23 protein-coding genes are annotated in these 24534 nt (G+C 71.5%); 6 read left to right on the top strand and 17 right to left on the bottom strand.

Features of this window, described 5'->3' with window-relative positions; translation table 11 throughout:
- The first annotated feature begins 110 nt into the window (after positions 1-110).
- On the top strand, positions 111-971 hold the full coding sequence (gene folP, locus AC07DS_RS17985) for a dihydropteroate synthase (protein WP_479146402.1): 861 nt from the start codon (positions 111-113) through the stop codon (positions 969-971).
- A gap of 31 nt (positions 972-1002) precedes the next feature.
- On the opposite strand, the gene AC07DS_RS17980 is transcribed toward folP, so the two are convergent.
- Positions 1003-1761 (bottom strand): LOG family protein, encoded by a 759-nt coding sequence (locus AC07DS_RS17980; RefSeq protein ID WP_479146401.1) that lies wholly within the window; start codon positions 1759-1761, stop codon positions 1003-1005.
- 104 nt (positions 1762-1865) lie between these two features.
- Positions 1866-2945 (bottom strand): succinyl-diaminopimelate desuccinylase, encoded by a 1080-nt coding sequence (gene dapE / locus AC07DS_RS17975; RefSeq protein WP_479146400.1) that lies wholly within the window; start codon positions 2943-2945, stop codon positions 1866-1868.
- 97 nt (positions 2946-3042) lie between these two features.
- Between dapE and AC07DS_RS17970 the strand changes: the two genes are divergently transcribed.
- Positions 3043-4035 carry a VldE C-terminal domain-containing protein gene (locus AC07DS_RS17970; RefSeq protein ID WP_479146398.1) on the top strand — a complete coding sequence of 331 codons (993 nt, stop codon included), beginning with the start codon at positions 3043-3045 and terminating at the stop codon, positions 4033-4035.
- Between the two features lie 275 nt (positions 4036-4310).
- Positions 4311-4763, top strand: coding sequence for an ATP-binding protein (locus tag AC07DS_RS17965; RefSeq protein WP_479146397.1), 453 nt, complete (start codon positions 4311-4313; stop codon positions 4761-4763).
- A gap of 62 nt (positions 4764-4825) precedes the next feature.
- Here AC07DS_RS17965 and AC07DS_RS17960 read toward each other — a convergent pair whose 3' ends face one another.
- Both AC07DS_RS17960 and fdxA read right to left on the bottom strand, forming a co-directional pair.
- Positions 4826-5923, bottom strand: a complete 1098-nt coding sequence (locus tag AC07DS_RS17960; RefSeq protein WP_479146395.1) for a bifunctional succinyldiaminopimelate transaminase/glutamate-prephenate aminotransferase — start codon at positions 5921-5923, stop codon at positions 4826-4828.
- A 120-nt stretch (positions 5924-6043) separates the two neighbouring features.
- Positions 6044-6361 (bottom strand): ferredoxin, encoded by a 318-nt coding sequence (gene fdxA, locus AC07DS_RS17955; protein ID WP_010047804.1) that lies wholly within the window; start codon positions 6359-6361, stop codon positions 6044-6046.
- 140 nt (positions 6362-6501) lie between these two features.
- Here fdxA and AC07DS_RS17950 point away from each other — a divergent pair, with 140 nt between their 5' ends.
- Together AC07DS_RS17950 and AC07DS_RS17945 are read left to right on the top strand one after the other, a co-directional pair.
- The gene (locus AC07DS_RS17950; protein ID WP_479146701.1) at positions 6502-7554 is read left to right on the top strand and encodes a GNAT family N-acetyltransferase; all 1053 of its coding nucleotides are present in this window, start codon (positions 6502-6504) and stop codon (positions 7552-7554) included.
- Positions 7555-7583: 29 nt separating this feature from the next.
- Positions 7584-8450: a transglutaminase family protein gene (locus AC07DS_RS17945; protein WP_479146393.1), complete on the top strand. Its 867-nt coding sequence runs from the start codon at positions 7584-7586 to the stop codon at positions 8448-8450.
- A gap of 4 nt (positions 8451-8454) precedes the next feature.
- Here AC07DS_RS17945 and AC07DS_RS17940 read toward each other — a convergent pair whose 3' ends face one another.
- The 8 genes from AC07DS_RS17940 to AC07DS_RS17905 form a co-directional block, all read right to left on the bottom strand.
- Positions 8455-9069 carry a response regulator gene (locus AC07DS_RS17940; RefSeq protein WP_391334855.1) on the bottom strand — a complete coding sequence of 205 codons (615 nt, stop codon included), beginning with the start codon at positions 9067-9069 and terminating at the stop codon, positions 8455-8457.
- Entirely contained in the window at positions 9066-10235 is a 1170-nt protein-coding gene (locus AC07DS_RS17935; RefSeq protein ID WP_479146699.1) for a sensor histidine kinase, read from the bottom strand. The genes AC07DS_RS17940 and AC07DS_RS17935 overlap by 4 nt, the downstream gene beginning before the upstream one ends.
- A gap of 5 nt (positions 10236-10240) precedes the next feature.
- On the bottom strand, positions 10241-10981 hold the full coding sequence (locus tag AC07DS_RS17930) for an ABC transporter permease (protein WP_468813915.1): 741 nt from the start codon (positions 10979-10981) through the stop codon (positions 10241-10243).
- A complete protein-coding gene (locus tag AC07DS_RS17925) occupies positions 10978-11907 on the bottom strand; it encodes an ABC transporter ATP-binding protein (RefSeq protein WP_479146390.1) in 930 nt (309 codons plus the stop codon). The genes AC07DS_RS17930 and AC07DS_RS17925 overlap by 4 nt, the downstream gene beginning before the upstream one ends.
- Before the next feature lie 131 nt (positions 11908-12038).
- Positions 12039-14456: a hypothetical protein gene (locus AC07DS_RS17920; protein WP_479146388.1), complete on the bottom strand. Its 2418-nt coding sequence runs from the start codon at positions 14454-14456 to the stop codon at positions 12039-12041.
- Positions 14457-14611: 155 nt separating this feature from the next.
- Positions 14612-15028: a DUF6113 family protein gene (locus tag AC07DS_RS17915; RefSeq protein ID WP_479146386.1), complete on the bottom strand. Its 417-nt coding sequence runs from the start codon at positions 15026-15028 to the stop codon at positions 14612-14614.
- Positions 15025-15888 (bottom strand): N-acetyl-1-D-myo-inositol-2-amino-2-deoxy-alpha-D-glucopyranoside deacetylase, encoded by an 864-nt coding sequence (gene mshB / locus AC07DS_RS17910; protein WP_479146384.1) that lies wholly within the window; start codon positions 15886-15888, stop codon positions 15025-15027. Before mshB ends, AC07DS_RS17915 begins: the two co-directional genes overlap by 4 nt.
- Before the next feature lie 130 nt (positions 15889-16018).
- Positions 16019-16213 (bottom strand): hypothetical protein, encoded by a 195-nt coding sequence (locus tag AC07DS_RS17905; protein ID WP_071372972.1) that lies wholly within the window; start codon positions 16211-16213, stop codon positions 16019-16021.
- Positions 16214-16414: 201 nt separating this feature from the next.
- Here AC07DS_RS17905 and AC07DS_RS17900 point away from each other — a divergent pair, with 201 nt between their 5' ends.
- Entirely contained in the window at positions 16415-18544 is a 2130-nt protein-coding gene (locus tag AC07DS_RS17900) for an alpha/beta fold hydrolase (protein WP_479146382.1), read from the top strand.
- 111 nt (positions 18545-18655) lie between these two features.
- Here AC07DS_RS17900 and AC07DS_RS17895 read toward each other — a convergent pair whose 3' ends face one another.
- From AC07DS_RS17895 to AC07DS_RS17875, 5 genes are all read right to left on the bottom strand, one after another.
- Positions 18656-19738 carry an ABC transporter ATP-binding protein gene (locus AC07DS_RS17895; protein WP_479146381.1) on the bottom strand — a complete coding sequence of 361 codons (1083 nt, stop codon included), beginning with the start codon at positions 19736-19738 and terminating at the stop codon, positions 18656-18658.
- A complete protein-coding gene (locus tag AC07DS_RS17890) occupies positions 19731-20705 on the bottom strand; it encodes an ABC transporter ATP-binding protein (RefSeq protein ID WP_479146379.1) in 975 nt (324 codons plus the stop codon). Before AC07DS_RS17890 ends, AC07DS_RS17895 begins: the two co-directional genes overlap by 8 nt.
- Positions 20706-20891: 186 nt before the next feature.
- Positions 20892-21872 (bottom strand): ABC transporter permease, encoded by a 981-nt coding sequence (locus AC07DS_RS17885; RefSeq protein WP_479146377.1) that lies wholly within the window; start codon positions 21870-21872, stop codon positions 20892-20894.
- Positions 21865-22791 (bottom strand): ABC transporter permease, encoded by a 927-nt coding sequence (locus AC07DS_RS17880; protein ID WP_479146375.1) that lies wholly within the window; start codon positions 22789-22791, stop codon positions 21865-21867. Before AC07DS_RS17880 ends, AC07DS_RS17885 begins: the two co-directional genes overlap by 8 nt.
- Positions 22792-22797: 6 nt before the next feature.
- Positions 22798-24426 (bottom strand): peptide ABC transporter substrate-binding protein, encoded by a 1629-nt coding sequence (locus AC07DS_RS17875; RefSeq protein ID WP_479146374.1) that lies wholly within the window; start codon positions 24424-24426, stop codon positions 22798-22800.
- Positions 24427-24534: the final 108 nt, after the last annotated feature.

Below are 24534 nucleotides of genomic sequence, written 5' to 3'. Positions count from 1 at the left end.
GACGCTGTGCCGGAAGCTGAATCTGTCAGGCTCCGATCGTGCCATGCGAGTCTGACAGTTAGGGTCGCAGGCGGCCGTACTGCGGGACGTACTAGGAGAGGTCACAGCGGATGCTCAGGCTGGGCAGGCGGGAATTCGGGCCCCACGAGCCGGTGATCATGGCGATCGTGAACCGGACGCCGGACTCCTTCTACGACCAGGGGGCGACGTTCCGCGACGAGCCGGCGCTCGCCCGGGTGGAGCAGGCGGTGACCGAGGGTGCCGCGATCATCGACATCGGCGGTGTCAAGGCGGGGCCGGGCGAGGAGGTCACGGCCGAGGAGGAGGCGCGGCGCACCGTCGGGTTCGTCGCCGAGGTACGGCGTCGCTTCCCGGACGTGATCATCAGTGTGGACACCTGGCGGGCCGAGGTCGGCGAGGCCGTGTGCGAGGCGGGGGCGGACCTGCTGAACGACGCCTGGGGCGGGGTCGATCCGGGCCTCGCGGAGGTTGCCGCGCGGTACGGGGCGGGACTGGTGTGCACGCACGCGGGCGGGGTCGAGCCGCGGACCCGGCCGCATCGGGTGACGTACGACGACGTCATGGACGACATCCTGAAGGTGACCGTGGGGCTGGCCGAGCGGGCCGTCTCGCTCGGGGTGCCCCGGGAGTCGGTGCTGATCGATCCGGGGCACGACTTCGGGAAGAACACGCGGCACAGCCTCGAGGCGACGCGGCGGCTGGACGAGATGGTCGCCACGGGGTGGCCGGTGCTGGTGTCCCTGTCCAACAAGGACTTCGTGGGCGAGACCTTGGACCGCCCGGTGAAGGGGCGGCTGATCGGGACGCTGGCGACCACGGCGGTCTCGGCGTGGCTCGGGGCGCAGGTGTACCGCGTCCACGAGGTGGCCGAGACCCGCCAGGTGCTGGACATGGTGGCGTCGATCGCGGGCCACCGGGCCCCCGCGGTCGCCAGACGAGGCCTGGCCTGACCCCGGGGGCGGTGCCCCCGGGGTGGGGGGGTCAGCGGGCTGCTTCCTTCGAGACCAGGGCCACCGCTTCGTCGACCTCGTCGGTCACGTGGAACAGCAGCAGGTCCTTCTCGGCGGCCTTGCCCTGGGCCACCAGGGTGTTCTGCAGCCAGTCCACCAGGCCGCCCCAGTACTCGCTGCCGAAGAGGACGATCGGGAAGCGGGTGACCTTCTGGGTCTGGACGAGGGTGAGGGCCTCGAAGAGTTCGTCGAGGGTGCCGAGGCCGCCCGGGAGGACGACAAAACCCTGCGCGTACTTGACGAACATCATCTTGCGGACGAAGAAGTACCGGAAGTTGAGGCCGATGTCGACGTAGGGGTTGAGCCCCTGCTCGAAGGGCAGCTCGATGCCGAGGCCCACCGAGATGCCACCCGCCTCCAGCGCCCCCTTGTTGGCCGCCTCCATCGCCCCGGGGCCGCCGCCCGTGATCACGGCCCAGCCGGCCTCGACCAGTCCTCGGCCCAGCCGCACCCCGGCGTCGTACTCGGACGAGTCCACCGGCGTCCGTGCGGAGCCGAACACGCTGATGGCGGGGGGAAGTTCGGCCAGCGTGCCGAAGCCCTCGATGAACTCCGACTGGATCCGCAGGACCCGCCACGGGTCGGTGTGGACCCAGTCGGAGGGCCCGCCCGCGTCCAGCAGCCGCTGGTCGGTGGTACTGGCCGTGACCTGACTGCGCCGTCGGAGGACCGGGCCGAGCCGTTGCTCGTCCGGAGGCTGCTTCTTCCCCTCGGGGTTTCCGGTAGCCATGTGCGCTCCCTCCGCTTGCCGGTAGTTCGATCTCAGACTAGATCGACGCGGGTTACGGAGGGGGGACGTATGCGTGTCCGCCGTGAAGCGGCGTACGGGAACCTTTATGCCGTGAGCCAGGTGCGCAGCCGCTCCTCGCCCGCCAGGATCTTGGCCACCTCGACCCGCTCGTCGCGCTTGTGCGCCAAGTGGGGGTTGCCGGGACCGTAGTTGACGGCCGGAACGCCGAGCGCCGAGAAACGGGAGACGTCCGTCCAGCCGTACTTGGGCTGCGGGGTGCCGCCCACCGCCTCGATGAAGGCGGCCGCGGCCGGGTGGGAGAGGCCGGGCAGCGCGCCGGGGCTGTGGTCGTCGACGACGAACTCGGACACGCCGCAGTCCGCGAACACCTCGCGGACGTGCGCGATCGCCTCCTCCTCGGTGCGGTCGGGGGCGTAACGGAAGTTGACGCTCACCACGCACTCGTCCGGGATGACGTTGCCGGCGACTCCGCCGGTGACACGGACCGCGTTCAGGCCCTCGCGGTACTCCAGTCCGTCGATGACCGGGTAGCGGGGCTGGTAGGAGGCCAGCCTGGCCAGGATGGGGGCCGCCGCGTGGATGGCGTTGGAGCCCATCCAGCTGCGCGCCGAGTGGGCCCGCTCGCCGGTGGTCTTCAGCAGGACCCGCAGCGTGCCCTGGCAGCCGCCCTCGACCTGGCCGTCGGAGGGCTCCAGCAGGACCGCGAAGTCGCCCCGCAGCCAGTCCGGGTGGGCCTCGACGACGTGCCCCAGGCCGTTGCGCTCGGCGGCGACCTCCTCGTTGTCGTAGAACACGAAGGTCAGGTCGCGGTTGGGGGCGGGGACCGTGGCCGCGATGCGCAGCTGCACCGCCACGCCGGACTTCATGTCGCAGGTGCCGCAGCCCCAGAGCACGCCGTCCTCGTCCAGCCGGGACGGCACGTTGTCCGCGATGGGCACGGTGTCGATGTGGCCGGCCAGGATGACCCGCTCCGCGCGGCCCAGGTTCGTCCGGGCGATCACGTTGTTGCCGTACCGGTCGACGGTGAGGTGCGGCAGGGCGCGCAGGGCGGTCTCGATCGCGTCCGCGAGGGGCTTCTCGGCGCCGCTCTCGGAGGGGAAGTCCACGAGTTGCGCGGTGAGCTCGGCGGCGTCCAGCGTGAGGTCAAGCGAGGTGTCGGCCATGGCCCCGACCCTAGCGCGCACGTACGCCGGGCCCGGTGTGCGCTGCGCTCAGCGGACCCGGCGTGAGGGGCGGGGAGGCCTCCAGTACCTTGTACGCGTGCCAGAGCCGTCCCCCACTCGCCCCAAGCGCCGCGGCCGCCTCGTCCGTCTCGGTGCGGCCCTGTTGGTCCTGTCCGGCGTCGCCGCCTATCTCGTGGTGCAGTACGTCACCGGAGGCCCGGGCGCGAGAGGCTGCAGAGTGGTCTCCGGCACGGGCGACGGGGCGTCGTACGAGTTCACGCCCGAGCAGGCGGTGAACGCGGCGACGATCGCCGCCGTCGGCACCGGGCGGGGCATGCCCGAGCGGGCGGTGACCATCGCACTGGCGACCGCCATCCAGGAGTCGGGGCTGCGCAACATCGAGCACGGCGACCGGGATTCCCTGGGGCTGTTCCAGCAGCGGCCCTCACAGGGCTGGGGCACCGAGCAGCAGGTCATGGACCCGGCGTACGCGGCGGGCATCTTCTACGCGCACCTGGCCAGGGTGCCCGACTACACCGACCTGCCGCTGACGGTGGCCGCGCAGCGGGTCCAGCGCAGCGGATACCCGGAGGCGTACGCCAAGCACGAGCCGGACGCCACGCTGCTGGCGGCCGCGCTGACCGGGCACTCGGCGGCCTCGCTGACCTGTGACGGGCGTCCGGAGCGCAGCGCCGAGGCGACCGGGCCCGACGCGGTACGGGCCGCGCTGGTGCGGGACTTCGGGCGGGACGCGCTGCAGGAGACCGGGGCGGAGGTGGGCGGTACGGAGGTTCCGTCGCCGTCGCCGTCCCCGAGCGTGACCGCGACGGCGCACGGGCGGACCGTGACCGTGCCGGTGGCCGAGGGCCGCAGGACGGACACCGGCGGGCGCGACGAGCGGGAGCGGGGCTGGCAGCTGGCGCAGTGGGCGGTGGCCAACTCCTCGTCCCTGCACATCCAGCGGGTGGCGTACGCGGGGCGCGAGTGGACCGCCGGGAGCAACGGCGGTCAGTGGCGCACGGCCGGGACACCGGGGACCGCGGGGGCGCAGCGGTCCGCCGGCGCGGTCCGGATCATCACCGGACAGTAGTACGGCGGCTCACTCGGCCGGGTTGTACGCCTTTGGGGTGAGCGTGTTTTCCCGCGGATTTCGGCGTGGATTCGGGATCCCTTGGAAATCAAGGGCTGTAAGGATTCTGCGGGATCGCGCACCGGCGCTCTTTGCCCGTTTTTATCCACAAACGATAATGCGATGCGTTATCCATTCTTTACCTTTGGCCTCCGCAACCTTCGTCGGCTTCGAGTCGGTAGTCACGGCGTCCGAGTCCGGACACTCACCGTTCTCCACCCGTCGAATGGAGCATCATGTCCCTCCCCCTGACCCGCCGGATCGCTCGTGCCGCGCTGCTCGTCGCAGCGGGAGCGGCCGCCGGGGTCGGTGCGGCCGGCTCTGCCGGCGCGGCCACGAACCTGCCGGCCGTGCCCGCGAACCTCGGCGGTGTGACCGCCCTGGACGGGGCGCACGTCGGCAACACCGTCGACGGTGCGGCGCAGAACGTCACCGGCCTGGCGGGCAACGCGGGCAGCAAGGCGGTCAAGCAGGCGGTGCCGGCCGCGGGCAAGACCGGCGGTGGCGCCGTGAAGAAGACGACGCCCGCGGTGCAGAAGGCCGCGGGGGACGCGGCCGGGACCGCGGGCGGTGCCCTCGGGAACACCGCGGCCGGCGTGACGAAGGGCGGGCTGCCGACGGAGGGACTCACCAAGGGTGGGCTGCCCACGTCGTCCCTGCCGACGAAGGGTCTGCCGCTGGGCGGCTGAGCGCCTGACGCTCACGGCCGACGGGGTCCAGGCGTTCCTGGGCCCCGTCGGTCTTTGCGTGCCTACGCCGTCAGACGGGTCACCGCCGCGCGGACCCTCTCGTCCGTTGCCGTGAAGGCCACGCGTACGAAGTTCTCGCCCGCCTCGCCGTAGAAGTCGCCCGGGGCCACCAGGATGCCCAGGTCGGCCAGGTGGGACACCGTGGTCCAGCAGGACTCGCCCCGGGTCGCCCACAGGTAGAGGCTGGCCTCGCTGTGTTCGATGCGGAAGCCGTGGTTCAGGAGGGCTTCGCGCAGGAGGGCACGGCGGGCCGCGTAGCGCCCGCGCTGGACGTGGACGTGCTCGTCGTCGCCCAGGGCCGCCACCACCGCCGCCTGCGTCGGTGCCGAGGTCATCATGCCGCCGTGCTTGCGGATCTCCAGGAGGGGCCCCAGGACCGCCGGGTCGCCGGCCACGAAGGCGGCGCGGTAGCCGGCCAGGTTGGACCGCTTGGAGAGGGAGTGGACGGCGAGGATGCCGTCGTAGGAGCCGCCGTTGACGTCGGGGTGCAGGACCGAGACCGGGTCGGCCTCCCAGCCCAGCTCCAGGTAGCACTCGTCGGAGACGAGCAGGACGCCGTGCTCGCGGGCCCAGGCGACGATGCCGGTCAGCTCGTCCTTGCCGAGGACCCTGCCGGTGGGGTTGGAGGGCGAGTTCAGCCAGAGGAGCTTCAGGTTCGCCGGGTCCAGCTCGCGCGGGTCGTCGTAGACCTCGTACGCGGCGCGGGCCAGGCGGGCGCCGACCTCGTAGGTCGGGTACGCCAGGCGGGGGTGGGCCACCTTGTCGCCGGGGCCGAGGCCCAGCTGGGTCGGCAGCCAGGCGACCAGCTCCTTGGAGCCGACGATCGGCAGGACGTGGCGGTGGGTGACCCCACGGGCACCCAGACGGCGCTCCAGCCAGCCGGTGATCGCGTCACGCAGCGCGGGGGTGCCCCAGACCGTCGGGTAGCCGGGCGAGTCGGCCGCGTCGACCAGGGCCTTCTGGATCAGTTCGGGGACCGGGTCGACCGGGGTGCCGACGGACAGGTCGACGATGCCGTCCGGGTGCGCGGCGGCCGTCTTCTTGTACGGCTCAAGCTTGTCCCAGGGGAACGTCGGAAGACGGTCGGAGACTGCGGACACGGGATCTTGCTCGCTTTCGTCGGTACGGCAAACGCCTCGGTCCCGTACGGCGCGATCCGGGCGATCGGGCTGTACGGGCCGAGGCGAAGGTGGCGGGCCGTTAGGCCGCTCGACCGGTTGCTAGGCCTGGGGCGGCAGCGCGGCGATGAAGGGGTGGTCGCGCTCGATCAGACCCAGCTTGCTGGCACCACCGGGAGAGCCCAGCTCGTCGAAGAACTCGACGTTCGCCTTGTAGTAGTCCTTCCACTCCTCCGGAGTGTCGTCCTCGTAGAAGATCGCCTCGACCGGGCAGACCGGCTCACAGGCACCACAGTCGACGCATTCGTCCGGGTGGATGTACAAGGACCGGGAGCCCTCGTAGATGCAGTCGACCGGGCACTCCTCGATGCACGCCTTGTCCTTGACGTCGACACAAGGCTGCGCAATGACGTAGGTCACGCTGTCGTTCCTCCTCGATAGGGCGCTGGCGGGCCTCCGTAGGCTCCGCCGCCTGGCGCGCGGGAGCGCGGCGTCGTCGATGCCCGCCCCTAGTATCTCCGTTCCGGGGCGTGATCCATACAGGAGGGGTGAACCGACCAGTGGAAATCTCGGCGAAAGGGCGCTTCGAGGTCCGTATCACCGCTGCTGACGTGGGCAAACGGGTGTCGGTACGGCGCTTGAGCGAACCTGGAGCGGCGGCGGAGAAGTTCACCGACACGGTGGGTGTTCTCACATCATGGGACGACGGCGTGCTCATGATCACACGGCGGGACGGGCAAAGTGTCCGGATCCCGGAATCCGTGCTGGTCGCGGGCAAGGTGGTGCCGGCCGCGCCGGCCCGCCGCCGGGGTCCGGCCGCGAGCTACCAGGAGCTGGCGAGGATCGCCGCGCGCGGGTGGCGGCCGGTGGAGAGCGAGTCGCTCGGCGAGTGGGAACTGCGGGCCGCCGGCGGGTTCACGCGGCGGGCCAACAGTGTGCTGCCGCTCGGTGATCCGGGGCTTCCGCTCGATGCGGCGCTGGCGGCCGTGAGGCGCTGGTACGCCGAGCGCGGCCTGCCCGCCTACGCGCAGGCCGCCACCGGTGCCGAGGGCACGCAGGAGCTGCTGTGCGCGGAGCTGGAGCGGCGCGGCTGGGTGCGGGAGGTGACCGCCGAGCTGTGGACCGGGGCGCTGGCACCGGTGGCGGACCGGGCCGAGGGCACCGGGGTGGAGCTGTCCCGGGAGGCGGACGAGGCGTGGCTCTCGCGGTACGGCCGCAAGGGGGTGAGCGAGGTGGCCCTCCGGGTGCTGAACGGCGGACCGTCGGTGTGGTTCGCGACCGTGCCCGGTGCGCCGGGGGAGCGGCCGGCGGCGATCGGGCGGTGCGTGGTGGACGGACGCTGGGCCGGTTTCGCAGCCGTCGAGGTCGATCCCGCCCGGCAACGGCAGGGGCTGGCCACCGAGGTGATGGCCGCGCTGGCCCGCCGCGCCCTGGACGAGGGCGCCTCGGCGGCCTGGCTCCAGGTGGAGGACGACAACGAGGCGGCCCGCGCTCTGTACGCCGGTCTCGGCTTCGCCCCGCACCACGCGTACCACCACTACCGGGCGCCGCAGGAGAGCGGCGACGAGCACGCTCACCCGGCTCCGGAGAACACTCGCGTCGAAGGGTCGTAGGGATCGCTGTGGACGGGCATGAGCCAGGCATGCGGCACCGTTCCCTTCCGCCCCCGTATCCGCCCCCGCCGGAGCGGTCCGCCGAGGTGCGGCGGCGGTTCGGGGAGGAGGCGCGGTCGGAGCGGCCGGATCTGTCGGCGCTGTGTCTGCTGATCGGCGCCGAGGCGGACGGGACGCTGGACGAGGACGGGATCGACGCGGCCCAGCTGGAGCTGGACCGGCTGGCCGGACTGCTGCCGTACCGGCCGGGCGGGCCGCAGGCGTGGGCGCAGGCGCTGTGCCGGCTGCTGGGCGAGCGCTACGAGTTCCACGGGACCCCGTCCGACTACCAGCGGCTGGAGTGCTCGCTGCTGCACGAGGTGCTGCGGCGGCGGCGCGGGCTGCCGATCCTGCTGTCGGTGGTGTGGATGGAGGTGGCGAGACGGGCGGGTGCCCCGGTGTACGGGGTCGCGCTGCCGGGGCACTTCGTGGTCGGGTTCGGGGCGGCGGAGGAGCAGGTGCTGGCCGATCCGTTCGACGGCGGGAAGGTACTGACCGGGACGGATGCCGAGCTGCTCGTGGCGGGTGCGACGGGGGCGCCGCTGCAGCCGTCGATGCTGGTGCCCGCGACGCCTCTGGAGGTCGTACAGCGCATCCTGAACAACATCCGGGCGTGGGCCTCGGCCCGGCCCGAGCGGTCGGACGTCGCGCTGCGGGCGGTGGAGTTGAGCCTGCTGCTGCCCGCGCATCCGGCCCGGTTGCGCTACGAGCGGGGTCAGCTGCTGGTGCAGCGCGGTGAGTTCACGGCGGGGGCCGAGGAACTGGAGGCGTACGCCCACCTGATCGAGGTCGTCGACGACTCGGCTGCCCGGAAGGTGCGGCAGCAGGCGCACACGGCCCGGTCGATGCTCAACTGAACCCTCAGAGCCAGCCCTTCTCCCGCGCTGTCCGCACCGCCTCCGCCCGGTTGCGCACCGCGAGCTTCTGGATGGCCGTGGAGAGGTAGTTGCGGACCGTGCCCTGGGAGAGGTGGAGGGCCTTGGCCAGCTCCGCGTTGGTGGAGCCGTCGGCCGCCGCGCGGAGCACCTCGCGTTCCCGGTCGGTGAGGGGGTTGGCGCCCTCGGCCAGCGCGGCCGCGGCCAGGGTGGGATCGATGACCCGCTCTCCGGCCAGCACCTTGCGGACCGCGTCGGCGAGTTGGGCGGCCGGTGCGTCCTTGACGAGGAACGCGTCGGCGCCCGCCTCCATGGCGCTGCGCAGATAGCCGGGGCGGCCGAAGGTGGTGAGGACGACGAGCTTGACCGCGGGGTACTCGCGGTGCACCCGGGCCGCCGCCTCGATGCCGGTGCAGCCGGGCATCTCGATGTCGAGCAGCGCCACGTCGACACCGTGCGCGCCGACGGCCGCCAGCACCTCGTCCCCACGCGCGACCTGGGCGACGACCTCGATGTCGTCCTCCAGGCCGAGAAGTGCGGCCAGCGCCTCGCGGACCATCGACTGGTCCTCGGCCAGCAGGACCTTGATCGTGCTCGTCATGTCCCGGATCCTACGTCCGCCGAGGCGGCCGTAGGCACCCGGGCGACCAGCCGGAACCCGTGCTTGACCCGGCCCGCCTCCAGCGTGCCGCCGGCCTTCTCCAGACGCTCGGTCAGGCCGGTCAGACCGTTGCCCGGCCCGTTGCCGGAACCGCCGGCTCCGTTGTCCTCGACGCAGAGTTCGAGGACCGGGCCGTCCAGGGTCTGGCGGCGCAGGACCTGTACGACGCACCGGTCGGCGCCGCTGTGCCGGACCACGTTGGTGACCGCCTCGCGCAGCGCCCAGGCGAGGGCGGACTCGGCCTCCTCCGGGATGCCGGCGAGGTCGGGTTCCGCGGGCACCTCGGCCGCCACCCCGGCGGCGGTCAGCGCGACCTGGGTGCCGGCGAGTTCCGCGGCGAGGCGGGGGCGGCGGTAGCCGGTGACGGCCTCGCGGACGTCGACCAGGGCCTGGCGGCTGACCTGTTCGATGTCGGCGACCTGCTGGGCGGCCTTGTCGGGGTGGCCGGGCAGCATCCGGCCGGCCAGCTCGCTCTTCAGCGTGATCAGCGAGAGCGAGTGGCCCAGCAGATCGTGCAGGTCGCGGGCGAGGCGCAGCCGCTCCTCGTTGGCGGCGAGCTGGGCGACGGTGGCCCGGGCCTTGCGCAACTCGATGGTCGTCCGCACCAGCTGGCCGACACCGGTCATCGCGAACCCGATGAGCAGCAGCAGGATGAGCAGGTTCCAGGCGTCCTCGGTGCCGACGTGCAGCCCGACGAGCATCATCAGGCCGCCCGTGCCCGGGATCGCCCAGTACGCCGCCCGCAGCGGGAGGGTGATCCCGCAGGCGACGGAGACGTAGCAGTACAGGCCGAGCCAGGGCGCCCCGAACGTGAAGCTCAGCAGGGTGGCGAGCCCGCCCAGGGCGACGACCAGGCCGGCCACGCGCCGCGGCTCCGCCGGTGTGCCCATGTTCCGGAAGACCAGCGCCAGATAGACCCCGACGAAGACCGTCAGGCCGAGCCAGCCGGCCACGGTCCCGGCGGTGGTGTGGTTCCCCGAGACGAGGTCGTGGACCGGAGCACTGAGAAAGACCAGCCAGACACCGATCCACAGCACTTTGCGCCGCAGCATGCCGCGCCGGTTGCCGAAGTCCTGCCCCAGGGGGACCAGCGGGTCTTCCGTCATGGTGCTCACGCCTTCAGCGTGTCCTTCCGGTACAGCCAGGCCGCGCCGCCCGCGAAGAGGACGAAGGAGACGACGAGGATGGCGATGTCCTGGGCTTCCGGAGCCTGGCTCTGTTCGATCGCCCGCCCCAGAGCAGCGTACGCGTGCGTGGGGAGCCACTTGGCGATGTCCTGGAGCCACTGCGGGAAGCTGGTGGTCGGCATCCACAGGCCGCCCAGCATCGACATGCCGAAGTAGATGATCATCGTGATCGGGCGGACCGCGTCCCCGCTGGCGAGGTAGCCGATGGCGACGCCGAGGGCGGCGAAGACGAGGCTGCCGGCCCAGATGGCGCCGGTGAGGGCGAGCCACTGCCAGGCGTCGAGCCGTACGTCCTTCACGGCCGCGGCGACGACGAAGACGATGACGATCGACGGGAGGCTGACGACGGCCGCGCTGGCGGTCTTCGCGAGGACGTAGCCGCGCCCCGGGAGGGTGGTCAGCCGCAGCTGCCGCACCCAGCCGCTCTCGCGCTCCTTGGCGATGCGCTCGCTGTTGCCCATCAGGACGGCGGTCAGCGCGCCGAAGGAGGCCATGGAGACCATCATGTAGGTCGGCAGGGTGAGGCCGGAGCCGTCGATCTTCGTCTTGGAGTCGGCGTTGCCCGCGATGAGCAGGAACAGGGCCGAGGGGTAGATCACCGAGAAGAACAGGAACTTGCGGTTGCGCAGGGCGCGGGCGAGTTCGAGCTTGATCAGGCTGTTCATGACTGCTTGGCCTCCTCGGCCTCCGTGATGGCGACGAAGGCCTGCTCCAGGCCGAGGCCGGCGACTTCGAGGTTGCGGGGGTAGACGCCCAGGCCGTACAGGGCGTGGACGGTCGCGTCGGCGTCGGAGGACTGGATGCGGACGGTCTGGCCCGACACATCGACGGAGGTGAGGAAGGGCAGGCCGCGCAGGGCCGCCTCGTCGATGGTCCCCTCCAGGTCGAAGGAGACCCGGCGGGCGCCCGCCTTGGCCTTGATCTCGGCGGCGGTGCCGTCGGCGAGGAGGCGGCCGCGGTGCAGCACCAGCACGCGGTCGGCGATGGCGTCGGCCTCTTCGAGGTAGTGGGTGGCGAAGAGGACCGTACGGCCCTGGTCGGCCTGTTCCCGCATGGTGGCCCAGAAGGCCTGGCGGGCGGAGACGTCCATGCCGGTGGTCGGCTCGTCCAGGACGATCAGATCGCTGTCGCCCGCGGTGGCGAGCGCGAAGCGGACGCGCTGGGCCTGGCCGCCGGAGAGCTTGTTGACCTTGCGGTCGGCGATCTGCGTGAGGCTCGCGCGGGCGAGGACGTCGGCGGCCTTGTACGGCTTCGGGTGCAGCGAGCAGGCCAGCTTCACCAGCTCGGCGACGGTGACCTCGTCCATCAGCCCGCCGCTCTGCAGCATGGCCCCGACCCGCCCGGCGACGATCGCCTCGCGCGGGCTGGTCCCGAACACGCTCACCGTGCCGCCGTCGGCCTGCTTGAGGCCGAGGAGCAGGTCGAGGGTGGTGGACTTGCCGGCCCCGTTCGGGCCGAGGAGGGCGACGGTCTCGCCCGGGTACAGCCGGAGCGAGAGCCCGTCGACGGCTCGGTTGCTCCCGTACGTCTTGGTCACCTGGTCGAACCCGACCACCGGGGTGGTGGTGGCCGGTGCCGCTGTCGTTGTCATGCCCACCATGCTGGCGGTGGGGGCCCTGGACGCGGCAGTGTCGGCGGTCCCGAGTGCCGGATGACAGATGTCATGCGGTTCGGGTGACACGCGCGCAGGGGGCGCCCGGCGGACGCCCCCTGCCGGTCGTGCTAGCTCGGGTTCGTGGGGATGACCGCGACCCGGTTGGTCCTGCTCATCAGTGCCTGGCGCAGGGCGACGTAGACGTCCTGCGGTGTGACGGCCGTCTTCTTGCCGTTGGCCCGGGTGATGAGCACGCCGTCGAAGGCCTGGCCGTACAGCTGCTTCAGGGCCACCAGGTCGGGCTTGTCGGTCAGCTTGCCGTCGGGAGTGGCCTCCACCCTGAGGAACTTCCACAGCGAGTTCTGCGGACTCAACGGGACCGAGTGCGCCGCGTCCGTCTGGACCGTGACGCGGGCCGACATCGCCGGTTCGGCGAAGGCCTTCATCTCGCGGTCGACCTCGGCGTTCGAGACCGTCGGCTGCTTGGTGGTCGTCGGCACGGACACCGGGGCCGCCGTGTTCGTCTCCACCAGCGTGCGGTAGGCCTGCTCGACCGCCTGGGTCGACCGGGCCGCGTCGATGGCCTTGCCCGCCTTGCCGTAGACGGCCACGGCCTTGCCGGCCTTGAAGGTGATGGTGCCGTCGGTGACCGCGCCGGAGCCCGAGCCGCCGCCGGCCTGTTCGAGCGCGGCCTGGAGCTTCTCGTCGTCGACCGGCATGACCGGCTCGATCTCCCGCTTCTGGCCGAAGAGGGAGCCGATCACGGAGACCGGGTTGTAGTCGCTCTTCGCGGCATCGCTCACGGTGCTCTGGAAGTCGAACTGCAGGCCCGCGTTGTCCGGCGTCAGGGACACCGTCCGGCCGCCCACGGAGAGCTTCAGCGGCTTGGCGACCCGGCCGCCGAAGGCGTCGTCGAGCTTCTTGACGGCCTCGTCGCGGGTGCCGCCGCCGATGTCGACACCGAGCACGGTGGTGCCCTTGGGCACATCGGTGTGGTTCATCAGCAGGCCGGCGCCGTAGGCACCGCCCGCGAGGAGGAACACGCCGACGCCGAGCAGCATGACCTTGCTGCGGCCCTTCTTCTTCGGCTTGGCCGCGGCCTTGGGCTGCGGGACCGGTTCGGGCAGCTTGGGCGGCGTGTGCGGCACCGGGCCGTCGGAGTGCGCGCCGGCGCCGAACGGGGTGTTCCCGGCGGACGGGACGACCGGGATGCCGCTGGTGACGGTGTGCCCGGAGACGTTGTCCGGCGCGCGGAAGCCGGGTGCGCCCGGTCCGGGGGCCGGCTTCTGCGGCGTGAGGATCGCGGTGTCGTCGCCGAGGCCGCCGCCGGGTGCCGTGCCGGGGACGGGGAAGGCGCCGGGGGCGAGCGGACCGCCCTGGCCCGCCTGGCCGTTCGCGGCGCCGGGCATCTGGTGGCTTCCGGTGTCGTAGCCGCCGGGTCGCTGGTGGCTACCGGTGTCGTAGCCACCGGGCATCTGGTGACTTCCGGTGTCGTAGCCACCGGGCATCTGGTGACTGCCGGTGTCGTAGCCACCGGGCATCTGGTGGCTGCCGGTGTCGTAGCCGCCCGGAGAGTCGAAGGACTCGCCGAGGTCCCGGTCCAGGTCGCTGAGCGAGCTGCGCGGAGCGGCCGGCGGGACGAACGGTCCGTCGCCGGTGACCGGTCCGCCGGTCGGGCCCGCGGGGCCCTGCGGGCCGCGCCCGCCCCGGCCGGTCGGCCCGTTGAAGCCGCTGGGACCGCCGGGGCCGCCGGACGCGCTCGCGCCGGGGGTGGCGCCGATTCCGCTCGCGCCGCCGCTCTCCGCGAAGTACGGCAGGTCGTCGCGGCTCGGTTCACCGCCGCCGGTCGCGCCGGGGCGGGAGCCGCCGCGCGGGCCCGCGGCCAGCGCCTCGGTCACGTCGAAGGAGCCGGTGCCGCCGCCGTGTCCCGGGGCCACGGGGCCGCCGGTGGCGCTGGGCAGGCCCGAGCCGTTCGTACCGCCGGGGCGGGAGCCGCCGGGCACGCTCATGGAGCCGACCACACCACCGGGGCGGGTGCCGCCGGCACCCGGGCCGCCCGGACCGCTCGGCTGGGCGGCCGGCTTGCTCGGCGCGGCGGCGGAACCGCCGGGCGTCCCGGCACCGTTCGTGCCGCCGGCGCCCGGACCAGCCTTGGGAGCGCCGGACTTGCGGGGTGCGAACCAGTCGCTGCGCTTCTCCTCGGCCTGCGGGGCGGGCTCGGCGGGGGATTCGACGGTGCCGGTGGACGCCGCGGCGGCGGGGGCCGGCCGGGTGTCGGCGCCGGAGTCGTCCGCGGCGGCCTCGCCGTCGCCGACGGGCTTGCGCACGACGACCGGCGGGATGGGCCGGGATCCGGGGATGTTGATCCGGATCCGCGTCGTCAGCGTGGTCTCGGTCTTGCGTTCCTCGGGCGGGGTGGCCGAACGGCCCGCGTCCGCGCCGGCGTCGGAAGCCATGGGGGTTCCGTACGGCGGCGTCCCCGAGGGGTATGCGGCTCCTCCGGACCCGTTGGCCCCGGAGGACGGAGTGTCAGTTTCACGACTCAAGGCAGGTTCTCCCGGTTGGCTCCGCCGCCCGTTACGACCTCAGCGGGCAGCTCGGCGGCGCGCACCACCATACTGGCCACGTCTGGCGCGTATCCCATGACCGCCGAGGAAACCCACACCGGACTCGCACGTGCGCCGCACGGCGAAGTGGTACGTCACTTGCCAAGTCGGACGGGGCCGTCGACAGGTTGCCGTCCGGGGGCAAGGGTGGCGCAGATCACAGCCAGGGCCATACCGCCGAGCAGGAAGAGGTAGGAGCCAACTCCCGCGCCGAACAGGAAGTCGCCCTCGGGGCGGGTGGCGGTGAGCAGGACGACGGTGACGATCCAGCCGGCCACCGGCGCGACCGCCCCGGCCCGGCCGCCGAGGGCGTACGCCCCGCCGAGGAACAGCCCGCCGGCGCCCGCGAGGGCGAGCAGCAGCCCGCCCGGGAACCAGGCGGCCTGGACCAGGGCTCCGGCGAGCCCGACGATCGCGCCGAGCAGGAACAGCCCGAGGTAGGCGGCCATCCGCCCCACCGGGGGCCGCCGCATCGGCTGGGCCAGCATCGAGCCGCGTCCGGCGGTGCTCATGACGTCTCCCCGGTGGCGATGCCGGCGAACAGGTCGGTCTCCCCGGGCTCTGCCCGGCCGCGCGCCAACTCGTAGTACTCGGTGGTGAACAGCGGCTGGGCGAGTTCGTTGGAGAGCGCGAAGTACGGCTCGGCCACGTCGATCTGGGTGGCGTGGGCGCGCATCGCGGCGGCCTTGGCGGCGGTGTGGGCGCTGCCGTCGACCGCGGTGGTGATCCGCTCGTCGTCGACCACGCCGGGCACGTCGGCCAGGGAGGCGCTCTTCGCGAACGGGAGACTCGGCAGGTCGTCCTGGAGGCGGGCGAAGGCGGCCTCGGCGACGGAGCGCGGGACCCGGTTCCAGTAGACCTTCTCGATCCGGTGCCCCTGTTCGGCCGCCAGCTCGACGGCCCGCATGGCCACGCGGTGTGCCTGGATGTGGTCCGGGTGGCCGTATCCGCCGTCGTCGTCGTACGTGACGAGGACCTGCGGGCGGACCTCCACGATCACCTCGACGAGCGACCGGGCGGCCTCGTCCAGGTCGGCCTGCCAGAAGCAGGCGGGGTCCTCGTTGTCGGGAATGCCCATCATGCCGGAGTCGCCGTAGCGGCCCGCGCCGCCGAGCAGCCGCAGGTCCTCGACGCCCAGCTCGCGCAGGGCGGCGCTCAGCTCTCCGCGCCGGTGTGCGCCCAGCGCGGCACCGGCCAGATGCCGCAGCCCGGGCGGGATGACCTCGCCGCGCTCCCCCAGGGTGCAGGTGACCAGGGTCACATGGGCGCCCTCGGCCGCATACCTGGCCATGGTCGCGCCGTTGTTGATCGACTCGTCGTCCGGGTGCGCGTGCACCAGCAGCAGACGCCGGGCGGGCAGCAGTACCGTCATGGGTCCACCCTACGAGGCGGCGGCGCTTCCCTCGGCCACCTCCGTCCGGGGCGCCGTCGACCGCTCGCCGCCGGGCCGCCCGCCCGTTACCAGCAGGGTGCCGCCGCCCGCCCGCCGGGCGGAGGCCGCCTCAGAACTTGATGCTGCCGATCATGCTGGCGACGTTCGTCGTCAGCTGGCTGATCGTGGGCGCAATGGTCGAGGAGGCGAGGTAGAAGCCGAGCAGCATACAGACAACCGCATGACCGCCCTTCAGACCTGACTTCTTGATCAACAAGAAGACGATGATCGCCAGCAGCACCACCGCCGAAATCGAGAGTGCCACGGCGGATCACCTCCAAAGATCCCAGGGACGCGGGGGGTTCGGACTATGGGGGTTGTCACTCGGTTGCGGATCGGTAGAGCAACTTCATGCACACGCCAGCAGGTTCATACCCACTCAGCGGTAGCGATCATAACTATCCGTACTCGCGCATCGCTCGGCGCACGGCCGCACAAGGGGGCGCATGGCCAATATGGTCGGGGTATGACGACCGAGGCTGACTCCTTCCCCCGTCGGCACGCCCGCACGCAGCGGTTCACGCTCGGCGCGCCGCGTGCGTTCACCGTGGCACCCGACGGTTCGCGTGTCGCGTTCCTGCGTTCGGGCTCCGGCACCGACCGGGCCAACTCCCTGTGGATCCTGGATCCGACGGACGGCGCCGAGCGCCTGGCGGCCGATCCGCACGCCCTCCTGGAGGGGGCGTCGGAACAGCTCTCGCCCGAGGAGCGGGCGCGCCGGGAGCGCAGTCGGGAGGGCGGGGCCGGCATCGTCGGCTATGCCACCGACGCGGCCGTGGAGTTGGCGTCTTTCGCCTTGTCAGGGAGGCTTTTCACGGCCGAGCTGCGGGCCGGTACGGCGCGCGAACTCCGGGTCCCCGCACCGGTGATCGACCCGCGTCCGGCGCCGGACGGGCGGCACATCGCGTACGTGGCGCAGGGCGCGCTGCGGGTGACGGGCGCCGAGGGCTCGGACGACCGGGCGCTGGCCGAACCGGAGGCCGACCAGGTCACCTATGGACTCGCCGAGTTCATCGCGGCCGAGGAAATGGGGCGTTCGCGCGGATTCTGGTGGGCGCCGGAGTCGGACCGGCTGCTGGTGGCGCGGGTGGACGACACGCCGGTGCGGCGGTGGTGGATCGCCGACCCGGCCCACCCGGAGCGTGAGCCACAACACGTCGCGTACCCTGCGGCCGGGACGGAGAACGCGGACGTACGCCTGTTCGTGATCGGCCTCGACGGCAGCCGCACGGAGATCGTCTGGGATCGTGCGCGCTATCCGTATCTGGCGCATGTGCACTGGTCAGAGGCGGGTGCCCCGCTGCTCCTGGTGCAGGCCCGGGACCAGCGCAGCCAGGTGTTCCTGGCGGTGGATCCGGACTCGGGTTCGACCCGGATGGTGCATGCGGATGAAGATCCAACATGGCTGGAACTTTTCGCCGGAGTGCCCTGCTGGAGCCCGTCCGGGCAGCTTGTCCGAATCGCGGACGAGGGCGGCGCCCGGGTGCTGACGGTGGGCGAACGGCCTTTGACCGGACCACAGTTGCACATCCGTGCGGTACTCGACGTCACGGCCGACGACGTGCTGGTTTCGGCGTCGGCGGGCGAGGAGGCGGAGTCACCGGAGACCGGCGAGGTCCATGTCTACCGGGTGAACGAACTCGGCGTGGAACGCGTCTCGCAGGAGCCCGGGGTGCACTCGGCGGTGCGCGCCGGGGTCGTGACGGTACTGGCCACCGCGACACTCGACAGTCCGGGCACCCACGTCCAGGTGCTGCGTGACGGAAAACGAACGGCGACTGTCCGGTCCTGCGCCGAAGTTCCCGGTTTGTCACCTCGGGTGACCCTCACCGAGGGGGGCGCACGCAGAATTCCGTGCGCCGTGCTTATGCCTACGGACTACACCGGTGACACGCCCCTGCCCGTGCTCCTGGACCCCTACGGCGGCCCGCACGGCCCGCGCGTGGTGGCCGCGCACAACGCGCATCTGACCTCGCAGTGGTTCGCGGACCAGGGCTTCGCGGTGATCGTCGCCGACGGCCGGGGTACGCCGGGCCGCTCGCCGGCCTGGGAGAAGGAGGTCCACCGTGACTTCACGCTCACCCTGGACGACCAGATCGAGGCCCTCCAGGACCTGGCCGGGCGCCACCCCCTCGACCTCTCCCGGGTCGCCGTCCGCGGCTGGTCCTACGGCGGCTACCTGGCCGCCCTCGCCGTCCTGCGCCGCCCCGACGTCATCCACGCGGGCATCGCGGGCGCCCCGGTCACGGACTGGCGCCTCTACGACACCCACTACACCGAGCGCTACCTCGGCAACCCGGTCGAGGACCCGGCGACGTACGCGCACAACTCCCTGGTCACCGACGAGGGCCTCTCCTCCCCCGCCGAGCCGCACCGCCCCCTGATGATCATCCACGGCCTGGCCGACGACAACGTGGTGGCGGCCCACACCCTGCGCCTCTCCTCGGCCCTCCTCGCCGCGGGCCGCCCCCATGAGGTGCTCCCCCTGTCCGGCGTCACGCACATGACCCCCCAGGAACAGGTCGCGGAGAACCTGCTCCTGCTCCAGGTGGACTTCCTCCGGCGTTCGCTGGCACAACCGCGCAAACACGCATGAACTGCGTTTACACGCAGGCAACTTCACGGAAGCGGTACCGATATACGGACGCGCGAGGCTGAACAGCGTACGGCCGTGCGGGTGCCGTAGGCGGGCCGGGGATGCACCAAGTCACCCCGGCCCGTTGCCGTTCCCCGCGGGCTCCTCCGGCGGGACCACCTGCCCCGGCGCGGAGCGCCTGATGGACAGCGTCTCCGCGAAGTGACAGGCCGAGTCGTGGGCTGCGGGGCCGGGTGTGCGGCGGAACTCCTCGGGGACCGCCAGGAGCGGTACCTCCAGGGTGCAGCGTTCCCGGGCCTTCCAGCAGCGGGTGCGGAAGCGGCAGCCCGAGGGGATCTTCGTCGGGGACGGGACGTCACCGGCGAGGATGATCCGCTCACGGTGGTCGCGGGCCTCGGGGTCGGGGACCGGGACCGCGGACAGGAGCGCCTGGGTGTAGGGGTGGGTCGGGTGGTCGTAGATCTCGGCGTCCCTGCCGATCTCCACGATGCGGCCCAGGTACATGACCCCGACCCGGTCCGAGATGTGCCGGACGATCGACAGGTCGTGCGCGATGAAGACGTAGGAGAGGTCGAACTCCGACTGGAGGCGGTCCAGCAGGTTGATCACCTGGGCCTGGACCGAGACGTCCAGGGCGGAGACCGGTTCGTCGGCGACGATCACCTCGGGGCGCAGGGCCAGCCCCCGCGCGATGCCGATGCGCTGGCGCTGGCCGCCGGAGAACTGGTGCGGGTAGCGGTTGATGTACTCGGGGTTGAGGCCGACCACGTCCAGCAGCTCCTGCACCCTGCGGCGGCGGTCGCCCTTCGGGGCGGCTTCCGGGTGGATCTCGTACGGCTCCCCGATGATGTCCCCGACCGTCATCCGGGGGTTGAGGGAGGTGTACGGGTCCTGGAAGACCATCTGGATGTTGCGGCGCACCGCCTTCAGGGCCCGGCCGGACAGGCGGGTGATGTCCTCGCCCTTGAACCTGATCGAGCCGGCTGTCGGCCGTTCCAGGCTGCACAGCATCTTCGCCACCGTCGACTTGCCGCAGCCCGACTCCCCGACGATGCCGAGGGTCTCGCCCTTGGTGAGGGCGAAGTCGACACCGTCGACCGCCTTCACCGCGCCGACCTGCTTCTTGAACAGGATTCCGCGCGTCAGCGGGTAGTGCTTGACGAGGCCGCTGACCTCCAGGACCGGCTCAGCCATGCAGGCACTCCCTCCAGAAGTGGCAGGCGCTGCCGCGCTCCTCGGAGACCTCGTGGAGCGGGGGCACGTCGGTGCGGCACACGTCCTGGGCCATCGGGCAGCGGGGGTGGAAGGCGCAGCCGGGCGGGATGTCCATGAGGTTCGGCGGCAGGCCCTTGATGGCGTACAGCTCCTGCCCCTTCTGGTCCAGGCGCGGGATGGAGTCCAGCAGGCCTCGGGTGTAGGGGTGGGCGGGCGCCTTGTAGATGTCGTGGACGGGGGCCGACTCGACGATCCGGCCCGCGTACATCACGGCGATCCGGTCGGCCACGTCCGCGACGACGCCCAGGTCGTGCGTGATCAGGATCAGGCCCATGTGGTACTCGCGCTGCAGCTCCGCGAGCAGGTCCATGACCTGGGCCTGGACGGTGACGTCCAGGGCGGTGGTGGGCTCGTCGGCGATGATCAGGGCCGGCTGCAGCGCGAGAGCCATCGCGATCATGATGCGCTGGCGCATACCGCCGGAGAACTGGTGCGGGTAGTCCCCGACCCGCTCCCCGGCGGCCGGGATGCGCACCCGGTCCATCAGCTCGACGGCCTTGGCCCGCGCATCCTTCTTCGACATGCCCCGGTGCACCACGAACATCTCGCCGAGCTGGTCGCCCACGGACAGCACGGGGTTGAGTGCCGACAGCGCGTCCTGGAAGATCATCGCCATTCCGGCGCCCCGGATCCTGCGCCGTTCCTCCTCCTTCAGCTTCAGCACGTCCTTGCCCTGGAAGAGGATCTCGCCCCCGGTGATCCGCCCGGGCGGCATGTCGAGGATGCCCATGACGGCCTGCGCGGTGACCGACTTGCCGGAGCCGGACTCGCCGAGCACGGCGAGCGTCTCCCCCGCGTCCACGCCGTAGCTGACACCGTTGACGGCCTTGGCGACCCCGTCCCGGGTCCGGAACTCCACGTGCAGGTCACGGACTTCGAGCAGCACGGCGGCTCACCTCGGCTTCGGATCGGGGGCGCCGCGCACCGCGTCGCCGGGCATGACGAAGGCCGGCGCCGTGCTCGCCGCGGCGCCGGAGGGCCACCGGCGGGCCCGCGCCGGCATCCGGCTCCCCCGCTGCGCCCCCGGCTCTGACCCCACGTGCACATCACCCACTTCGACCCGCACAGCAGCTCACCTCAGCTTCGGATCGAGGGCGTCGCGCACCGCGTCGCCGAGCATGATGAAGGCCAGGACCGTGAGGGCGAGGGCTCCCGAGGGCCACAGCAGGGCGTGCGGGGCGGTGCGGATGTAGGGGGAGGCCGCGGAGATGTCGATGCCCCAGGAGATGTTCGGGGGTTTCAGTCCGACGCCGAGGTACGACAGGGTCGCCTCCAGCGTGATGTACGTGCCGAGCGCGATGGTCGCCACGACGATCACCGGTGCGACCGCGTTGGGCGCGATGTGCCGCATCAGGATGCGGGAGTTGGAGGCGCCGAGGGAGCGGGCGGCCTGCACGTAGTCGTTCTGCATGACGGTGATCACCGAGCCGCGCGCGATGCGGGCGATCTGCGGCCAGCCGAGCAGCACCATGAACCCGATGACCGGCCAGACCGTATTGCTGGTCACCACGGAGAGCAGGACGAGACCGCCGAGGACGACCGGGATGGCGAAGAAGATGTCGGTGACGCGGGACAGCACCGAGTCCCCGAGCCCGCCGAAGAAGCCCGCCAGCGAGCCGAGCACCGACCCGAGGACGGCGACGCCGAGCGTGGCGCACACGCCCACCGTGACGGACGTACGGGCGCCGTAGACGGTCCGCGTGTAGACGTTGCAGCCCTGGCCGTCGTACCCGAAGGGGGCTCCCGGCTGTGAGCCCTGCTGGGCCTTGGACAGGTTGCACGTGAGGGGGCTGCCGGAGGCGATCGCGGAGGGCCACAGGGAGATGAAGACCAGGAAGAGGATCACCAGTCCCGAGACGATGAAGACGGGGTTGCGGCGCAGGTCGCGCCAGGCGTCGGACCAGAGGCTGCGGGGTTTGCCCGCCGGGCCGGTCCCTTCTGGTCCCCCTGGTGTCTTCTCCAGCGTCTCCGCCTCGCTCGCCGCCAGGTCCATCCCGCCGCCCGCGCCGGTGGGCGCGATCGCGCGATCGGGGTCGTACCGCTGCTCAGGCATAGCGGATCCTCGGGTCGAGTACGGCGTAGAGCAGGTCGACGAGCAGGTTGGCGATGAGGAAGACCAGGACCAGGATCGTGACGAAGCCGACCACGGTCTGGGTGTTCTGCCGGACGATGCCCTGGTAGAGCTGGTAGCCGACGCCGTGGATGTTGAAGATCCGCTCGGTGAGGATCGCGCCGCCCATCAGCGCGCCGATGTCGGCGCCGATGAAGGTGACGACGGGGATGAGCGAGTTGCGCAGCAGGTGCCGGGTGACGACGCGGTGCCTGGGCAGGCCTTTCGCGATGGCCGTGCGGACGTAGTCGGACCGCTTGTTCTCCGCGACGGAGGTGCGGGTCAGCCGGGTGACGTAGGCGAGGGAGACGGAGGCGAGGACGAGGCCGGGCACGATCAGCTCGGGGAAGGTGGCCTCCGGGGAGACGGACGGCTGGATCCAGCCCCACTGGACGCCGAGGAGCAGCTGGAGCAGCAGGCCGGTGACGAAGACGGGCACGGAGATCACGACCAGGGTGCCGAGGAGCACGCCCGTGTCGAGGGGGCGCCCGCGGCGCAGGCCCGAGAACACGCCCAGGGTGATCCCGATGACGATCTCGAAGAGGATCGCGACGATGGTCAGCCGGATGGTCGGCGGGAAGGCCGTCGCCATCAGCTCGGTGACGGGCTGGCCGTTGAAGGCGGTACCGAAGTCGCCGGTGAAGATGTGCCCCATGTACGTGAGGTACTGCTGCGGGAAGACCGGCTTGTCGAGCCCGTACTCCTTCCTGAGCTGGGCGGCCGTCGCCGGGTCGCAGGCCCGCTCGCCGCACAGCCCGGCGATGGGGTCGCCCATCACGTTCACCATCAGGAAGATCAGCAGGGTGGCCCCGACGAAGACCGGGATCATCTGGAGCAGCCGCCGGACGACGTAGCGCCCCATGGCGGCTCAGCCGACCTTGATCTCGTTGTAGACCGGGACGCTGAACGGGTTGAGCGCCACGTTGGACAGCCGCGGGGAGTAGCCCGCGCTGCCGTTCTGGTACCAGAGCGGGATGGCCGCCATGTTGTCCCGGACGACTCCCTCGGCCTTCTGGAAGGTGGAGACGGCCTTGGCGGTGTCCGTCTGGGCGTTGGCCTGGTCGACGAGCTGGTCGAAGTCCTTGTTGGACCACTTGCCGTCGTTGGAGGAGGCGTTGGTGTAGTAGAGCGGCTGGAGGAAGTTCTGGATGAGCGGGTAGTCCATCTGCCAGCCCGCCCGGAACGGGCCGCTCATCTTGTGCTGCCCGATCTGGTTGCGGAAGTCCGCGAAGGTGCCGACGGGGTTGCCCACGCAGGCCTTGTCGTTGCCGAGCGCGTTGTTGATGGAGTTGCACACGGCGTCGATCCACTCCTTGTGGGAGCCCGTGTCCGCGTTGTACGTGATCCTGACCTGGCCGCCGGGGAGCCCGCCGCCCTCCTGGATCAGCTTCTTGGCCTCGGCCGGGTCGTATGCGCAGGCCTTGCCGCACAGGCCGTCCTGGAAGCCGCCGGCCGTGCCGAGGACCGGGGAGGTCCAGTCGGTGGCGGGGGTGCGGGTCTTCTGGAAGATCGTGTCGGTGATCTGCTTGCGGTCGATCGCCATGGACAGACCGGTGCGGACCTTCTCCGAGCCCGCCTTGTTCCAGGCCGGGTCGTAGTACGGGAAGGCGAGGGTCTGGATGATGCCGGCGGGCGTGTTGATGTACCGGCCGCCCAGGTCGCTCCTGACGTTCTTCAGCTGCGGGGCGGGGACGTCGTCGACGAGGTCGAGGTTGCCGGCCATCAGGTCGGTGTAGGCGGTGTTGTTGTCGGTGTAGACCTTCAGGGTCACACCGTTGTTCTGTGCCTTGTCCGGGCCCGGATAGCCGTCCCACTTCTTCAGGGCCATCTGCGAGCCCTTCGTGTAGGACTCGATGGCGTAGGGCCCGTTGCCGACCGGCTTGCTCAGCCAGGTCGAGTGGTCGGTGAAGAACGACTGCGGCAGCGGGGCGAAGGCCACGTAGCCGAGGGTGTCCGGGAAGCTGGAGAACTTCTGGCCGAGCTTGACGGTGAAGGTGTGGTCGTCCACGACCTTCAGGCCCGAGAGGGTGTCGGCGCTCTGCGACCCGCTCTCGGGGTGGACCTTGTCGTAGCCCTCGATGTAGCCGAAGAAGTAGGCGTTCTTCTGGTTGTTCTTCAGGCTCGCGCCGTAGTTCCAGGCGTCCACGAAGGACTTGGCGGTCACCTTCTCGCCGTTGGAGAAGGTCCAGCCGTCCTTCACCTTGATGGTGAAGTTCTGCGAGTCCTTGGTGTCGATGCTCTCGGCGAGCATGTCCTTGGCCTGGCCGGTCTTCGGGTCGTACCGCTTCAGCCCGCGGAAGACCATGTCGAGGACCTTGCCGCCCTGCACCTCGTTGGTGTTGGAGGGCTCCAGCGGGTTCTGCGGGTCGCCCCAGGAGGAGCTGAGCACCCCGGCGGCGGTACCGCCGCTCGTGTCCGCGCCGCCCCCGCAGGCCGCCGCGGCAAACGCCACCGCCACCGCGCCGGCGGCCCGTCCGGCATGCCTGGCTCCGCGCATGGGGGTACCTCCTCGTGGTCGCGCAGGGTGCGCTGTGCCGCCGATGCCCTCGTCAGAAAGGGCGCTGATACGTTATCGGCTAATATCACACCAAAAGGTGCACCACGC

It is taken from the genome of Streptomyces sp. NPDC044064 (genome assembly GCF_056434245.1).
The sequence above is the reverse complement of the archived record's forward strand: the minus strand, read 5'-3'. Positions and strand labels throughout refer to the sequence as shown.

Bases quoted from the DNA above. Each gene is read 5' to 3' on its own strand.
- AC07DS_RS17915 (WP_479146386.1), bottom strand. From the start codon at position 15,028: ATGAGCACCGCCGGACGCGGCTCGATGCTGGCCCAGCCGATGCGGCGG.
- AC07DS_RS17900 (WP_479146382.1), top strand. From the start codon at position 16,415: ATGACGACCGAGGCTGACTCCTTCCCCCGTCGGCACGCCCGCACGCAG.
- mshB (WP_479146384.1), bottom strand. From the start codon at position 15,888: ATGACGGTACTGCTGCCCGCCCGGCGTCTGCTGCTGGTGCACGCGCAC.
- AC07DS_RS17880 (WP_479146375.1), bottom strand. From the start codon at position 22,791: ATGGGGCGCTACGTCGTCCGGCGGCTGCTCCAGATGATCCCGGTCTTC.
- AC07DS_RS17940 (WP_391334855.1), bottom strand. From the start codon at position 9,069: ATGACGAGCACGATCAAGGTCCTGCTGGCCGAGGACCAGTCGATGGTC.
- dapE (WP_479146400.1), bottom strand. From the start codon at position 2,945: ATGGCCGACACCTCGCTTGACCTCACGCTGGACGCCGCCGAGCTCACC.
- AC07DS_RS17925 (WP_479146390.1), bottom strand. From the start codon at position 11,907: ATGACAACGACAGCGGCACCGGCCACCACCACCCCGGTGGTCGGGTTC.
- AC07DS_RS17945 (WP_479146393.1), top strand. From the start codon at position 7,584: ATGCGGCACCGTTCCCTTCCGCCCCCGTATCCGCCCCCGCCGGAGCGG.
- AC07DS_RS17895 (WP_479146381.1), bottom strand. From the start codon at position 19,738: ATGGCTGAGCCGGTCCTGGAGGTCAGCGGCCTCGTCAAGCACTACCCG.
- AC07DS_RS17980 (WP_479146401.1), bottom strand. From the start codon at position 1,761: ATGGCTACCGGAAACCCCGAGGGGAAGAAGCAGCCTCCGGACGAGCAA.
- AC07DS_RS17965 (WP_479146397.1), top strand. From the start codon at position 4,311: ATGTCCCTCCCCCTGACCCGCCGGATCGCTCGTGCCGCGCTGCTCGTC.
- folP (WP_479146402.1), top strand. From the start codon at position 111: ATGCTCAGGCTGGGCAGGCGGGAATTCGGGCCCCACGAGCCGGTGATC.
- AC07DS_RS17885 (WP_479146377.1), bottom strand. From the start codon at position 21,872: ATGCCTGAGCAGCGGTACGACCCCGATCGCGCGATCGCGCCCACCGGC.
- AC07DS_RS17875 (WP_479146374.1), bottom strand. From the start codon at position 24,426: ATGCGCGGAGCCAGGCATGCCGGACGGGCCGCCGGCGCGGTGGCGGTG.
- AC07DS_RS17935 (WP_479146699.1), bottom strand. From the start codon at position 10,235: ATGACGGAAGACCCGCTGGTCCCCCTGGGGCAGGACTTCGGCAACCGG.
- AC07DS_RS17930 (WP_468813915.1), bottom strand. From the start codon at position 10,981: ATGAACAGCCTGATCAAGCTCGAACTCGCCCGCGCCCTGCGCAACCGC.